This is a genomic window from Paenibacillus sp. J22R232, assembly GCF_056269165.1.
Genome location: NZ_JBWDNK010000038.1, coordinates 1 through 5,313, shown reverse-complemented (window position 1 = coordinate 5,313; position 5,313 = coordinate 1). Strand labels below are relative to the sequence as shown.

Annotated in this window: 3 protein-coding genes; 1 reads left to right on the top strand and 2 read right to left on the bottom strand. The window is 42.3% G+C overall.

All coding sequences use genetic code 11. From position 1 onward, the window contains the following. Together AC0YN3_RS33025 and AC0YN3_RS33020 are read right to left on the bottom strand one after the other, a co-directional pair. A partial coding sequence (locus AC0YN3_RS33025; RefSeq protein WP_475779058.1) for an MBG domain-containing protein occupies nucleotides 1-1,359 on the bottom strand: 1,359 nt, incomplete at its 3' end. A 1,249-nt stretch (nucleotides 1,360-2,608) separates the two neighbouring features. Then, entirely contained in the window at nucleotides 2,609-3,037 is a 429-nt protein-coding gene (locus tag AC0YN3_RS33020; RefSeq protein WP_475779057.1) for a MarR family winged helix-turn-helix transcriptional regulator, read from the bottom strand. A 164-nt stretch (nucleotides 3,038-3,201) separates the two neighbouring features. On the opposite strand from AC0YN3_RS33020, the gene AC0YN3_RS33015 reads away from it, so the two are divergent. Continuing rightward, nucleotides 3,202-4,518, top strand: a complete 1,317-nt coding sequence (locus tag AC0YN3_RS33015) for an amidohydrolase family protein (RefSeq protein ID WP_475779056.1) — start codon at nucleotides 3,202-3,204, stop codon at nucleotides 4,516-4,518. Nucleotides 4,519-5,313 lie beyond the last annotated feature (795 nt).

Genomic DNA, 5,313 nt, shown 5'->3' with positions numbered 1-5,313 from the left:
TGTAAGGGCCGCTTTCGTAACAGATAGACTGCCTGCGGTTTTCGTTACCTCGTAATTCCCTAGCTTATTATTAGGATCAACCAGCGTGGCTTCAATCGCATAGCTCCCTACATCACTTGTTTGGTCAGCACTCGTTGCGTACGTTGCTGTAAGGCCGTCCGAGGACAAAGCGCCTGTTATTGCCCCTGTGAAAACAGGATTGCTCGTTCCGTATTCACGCGTCGCATCATTTGCCGTTACTGTAAGGGCCGCTTTCGTAACAGATAGACTGCCTGCGGTTTTCGTTACCTCGTAATTCCCTAGCTTATTATTCGGATCAACCAGCGTGGCTTCAATCGCATAGCCCCCTACATCACTTGTTTGGTCAGCACTCGTTGCGTACGTTGCTGTAAGGCCATCTGACGACAAACCACCCGTTACCGTTCCTGTAAATACCGGATTGCTCGTTCCGTATTCACGCGTCGCATTATTTGCGGTTACTGCAAGCGGCCTCTTATCGACCCTCATCATAACAGAGTCACTCGAAGTAAGATGGGTAGGGTCTCCAGCGAATTCCGCTGTTAGCGTATGATTCCCTATTGCCGTATTAACCGAATAGCTAAATACTGCTTCACCATTTCCATTCGTATTAGATGAACCAAGAACGGCTCCATCCAGGGAAAATGTGACTCTTTTATTCACTACTGCTTGATTCTGCGCATCAAGCAATGTTGCTTTAATCTCCTCAGTATCCCCATAAGTTGTTGTAAGCTGTTCCATCTGCAATGAGGTCGAATAGTCCCTTTGCTGGGAAGCTACATACGTCCTGAAAGCAAAATCATAATTAGAATGACTCCAAATTCCGCTATAATAAGCAGTGCCGCCGGCATATGAGCTAGGTTGGTATATGCTCCAAGTTACTTGGAGCACTTGATTTGGATCATTGTTGGTTGTCTCCATCATCATGGTATACTGCTTGTTAGACTCCATGTAAATCCCATCGTTAAAGGTAAACCGAATCCAGCCTCCCGGATAATTAGGCACAATACTACTGCTTACCTTCGCTACGCCTAGTACTGTCCCATTGATATCTTGATCTTCATGAATCGTCAAGCTTATCTCTCGCTCAGTAGCTGACGAATTCCATATAAATGCCTCAACATCGTACAACCACCCTGTTTTACCTGCAGTAAAGCTTTGTCCTACTCCCTTTGATCCGCCATGCGAATTCGGGATCGTATTTGCTGCATCCGATGTTTGATCAATGGGATCAACGAATGACGCTTGGCTAGATTCGGACATTGCGAAGGCAATCAATAAAATACCAATTACGATTAGAGCCCCTCTTTTGAAAAGGTTCTTATGTCTTGAATGTAACACGGTTGCAACGCTTCCTTCCGTTCTTTATTTAGTATGTAGTATGAAGGCTCTTATGTTGAAAACTAATAAACGCACCTAACTATTAACATTATTATACATCATAACCTTTTCGCTACTAGGATTAATCTATACAAAATTAAAAATCATCTTAGGAATAGCTGAAATACCGCTACGGGTAAGAGTGGGCTTCCGATCACTGTCGTTCCCAGATTTCCTTGATTCTTTCTCCTATGGGAGTGAAATCTGGGAATAAAAGCGAACGCTCCGCTTCTCCAGCTCCCCTCTTTCTTTCCGCTCAAGCTACTTTAGAATGTCAAATACTAATTATAAGGTTTAGCCCGAATTCTTTGTTTCTTTGTTTCTTTGTTTTGTCCTATTTCATTGTAAGGTATCATCCATACCCAAAGGCAATGCTGCCCGTAACTGTAAAAGGCAGAGCCTCCCCCATTCTCTTCAGGACATCATAAGTCAAATCTTAAGAAGTTGTAGTCCTACTAAAGATGACATTACAAATATAATGCGAATTGGTATTTTTTCAGTATACCGTACGATCAAAATCATTTTTTAAAGTTAAATAATTCTTTAACTATGCGGATTTGCTCTTAAGAAATTCTCCCGATCACTCCAACTTGGCATGGAACATATAGCGGCTCTACTGCAAAACAATCAGGTAAAAAGCGGCCTGGAGAATCGTGCATGTTCTCCTCCGATTTTAGTTTCTCGATAAATAATCTCTTTAACCGATAGCTTCCCTGCGGGCTCCCCCAAACAAAACTCGACTATTTCATGCCGGTTTCTTGTGTCGCATTTCTTTATTCGCCTCGGGGTAATCGACAAACCTTCGCTCCATGCAAAAAAGCCAGCCTCTTGCGGCTGGCTTTAACGATGATGGTGTAGGCGAGGGGATTTGAACCCCTTTATATACAAATTTTTTTTCTCAGTACATTCCCAGTATATAGAGGCTTCTCTGAATGACACTTACTTGTTGGAAACAAAGAAGTGTTAATAGTTGGCCGAACTAACGTTCGCCGTTAGCATTATGAAGGCCGCCGAATCCGTATTTCGGCAGCCTTCAATTTTCTATTGGGCTATTGTGGCCCATAGCTTTATAAAGTTTTATAAACAATCCGTCACGGATCCATTGGGGTTAGTGTAGCGACTATATTAAATAACCACCAAAATAAAAGTAAAAAGATACAACATGTTATTGTTATAGATGCTTCCATAATCTCATCGGGAATCCTATTCTTTAAATGCGTTCATTAATTCTGATTAGCAATTTCTTTAAGACTTGCTTCTCCTCGTCATCAAGGGCTTGAACGATTTCATCCTCCACTTTTTGGAATGAGTCATTAAAACCTTCAATTAATTCAACCGCTTTTGGTAATACATATATATTTTTTTGCCGTTCATTATTGACCGGGATTTTACGCTCGATGAACCCTTTTTGCTCTAGAACTTGAAGCATGCTTGTAATGCTTGCCCCACGCAGATGAAACCGATCTGCAAGATCCTTTTGAATTAAATGATTATTTTGGTTCTCATAAATATAATCGATTACTTTCCCTTGTTGAGAACTTAATCCTAGTTCTTTTATACTCTCATCCGCTCTTTTCTTTAACTTAAGACCAATGATTTGAAACAAATCCATATAAGGCGTATCTTTTCGGGAATGCATGATCGTCCAAGTCCCCTCTATAATTGTTAGGAATCTAATTGTAAGTAGCTAAAATATACAGTGATCCTACAGGCTTGTCAAATAAATATTAGATCATTGACAGTTAGATTCCTAATAGTTATACTTCGATGTATTGAGTCACAAACACATTGGGAGGAATTAAAATGGAGAAAGTAAATCAAAATGCTGCGTTAGAACAAATTACGGCGATTACAAATGTACGAATCTTTGATGGATATCAGATTATTGCTCCCAGACATATTGTCATTAAAGGGGAGTCCATTATTTCAGTGGGCGGAGACATTCCAGCCGATGCAACGATTATCGATGGAGAAAATGCGACACTAATACCTGGTCTGATTGATTCACATGTCCATACCTCAATTGGCGGATTACGAGATGCCCTAAAATTCGGCGTTACAACAGAACTCGAAATGAACGGCGATTTTACTAAAAGAGGGCGCGAAATTCAGCTGAAAAATGTGGATGACATCGCGGATGTCCGTTCTGCTGGTACAGCGATTACCGCTCCTGGTGGACACCCAGATGAATTACTGCCTGATGGAGATGAAATACCGGAATTCGTATTAAAGGAGCTAGAGAAATTATCGGAGGAAGACAGGGAAGCAATGTTGGCCGCATACGCTCATGATCATGAAGAAATACCGCAAGTGACGACGGTCGAAGAAGCGATTAAACATGTGCATACACAAGTGGAGAATGGAGCCGACTATATTAAGATCATGATTGAAGAAGGAACTGTCATGGGGGCACCTGGCTTGCCTGTTCTAAGCGATGAGATTCTAAAAACAGCCGTGTCTGAAGCCCACAAGTTGGATAAGTTGGTCATCGCCCACGTCTTGACGGCTCTTTCATCGAAAGCAGCCATCGATTTTGGAGTCGACGGTTTGGGCCACTTGTTTATCGATAGACCCGAGTACACGTCCGAGTTGGTGAAATCCATAGTGGATTCAGGCGCTTTTGTTACACCGTGCTTGGTGTTGAACTCATCTATTGTTGGGAAAGCGGCATCGGAATTGGCGAATGATCCGCGGGTTTATTCCAAATTAAGTCCGGATTGGATCGATATTTTGAACTCAAGCTTCAATACGTTCCCGCAAGGCAATATGGAAAACAGCTTTAAGAATGTGATGGATCTTCATCGTGCCGGAGTTGATATTCTGGTAGGGACGGATGTCGCGCCGGTTCCCGTTCCGAACCTTGGCGGCTTAGCTCACGGAGCAAGCGTCCACCACGAAATGCAGCTGCTGGTGAAGGCCGGGTTCACTCCAATTGAAGCTCTTCAGTCGGCAACTTCCAAACCGGCCCGTTGCTTTGGTCTTCACGATCGCGGCCGCATTACCGAAGGTGCGCGCGCTGATCTTATTCTGATAAACGGTGATCCGACCGCTAATATATCGGATACCTTGTCGATCAAATCCGTGTGGTCTAATGGTTCGCAGCAACAAAGTTGGAAGTAGATTATGCCCTTGCTTACCGAAAAATATCCAACAAGAGGAACTACAGATTACAGTCCCTCTTCGACTTTAATCTATTAGTCCGAATCCTCTTGTCAGGAATGACGACCAGATCAATGTTCCTCCAGGTGCAATCAAATACTTCAGGTTACTTGCCCGCTGCTGTCGTTTTGTTTTTAACTAGAGTCTCCCATCAGCAGCTCAATCATCAACTTTGCGTCTCTTTCTCAATAAGGAATATTCAACTAACGCCACGACAGTTTAGGCACCAAATGCGACTAAAAATGCTGTACTACCTTCCAAATTCGGTTTAAATATCGCGATTAGAATAAGGTTACCGATAAAAAAGACCGATATCAAGGCAAAAAATCCAAGTCCTATTCTCTTCAAAAGGTAGCTCCATTAAGTATGGTCGCGTTGCTTATAAATAAATTACCATTCTTTATTGTAACTATCATGCCAGTTAGCTCAACTAAAGATTCGCCTTATCAAATATTACAAATGCAAAAACCCGACCTCATGAGGTCGGGTTTTCCTTAGTGGAGGTGGATGCGAGGTGGAACGCCCCCCTTTATATACAGATTTTTTTCAGTACATTTTCAATATAAAAACCTTTTTCTTAAAGACTAAAAAACGCTTACGTTCTGGAAAGATTGGATTTCTGCATAGTTCGCTGAACTAACGATTCCCGTTAGGATTCCTGTAGAGCGTTAATTTTACGCTTTGCATAAAAACGAGCGACTCCGGTACGATGGGTTAATCACGGGTCATAGCCCTTTAGCCATCTTAAGGAGGTCG

Bases quoted from the DNA above. Each gene is read 5' to 3' on its own strand.
- AC0YN3_RS33015 (WP_475779056.1), top strand. From the start codon at position 3,202: ATGGAGAAAGTAAATCAAAATGCTGCGTTAGAACAAATTACGGCGATT.
- AC0YN3_RS33020 (WP_475779057.1), bottom strand. From the start codon at position 3,037: ATGCATTCCCGAAAAGATACGCCTTATATGGATTTGTTTCAAATCATT.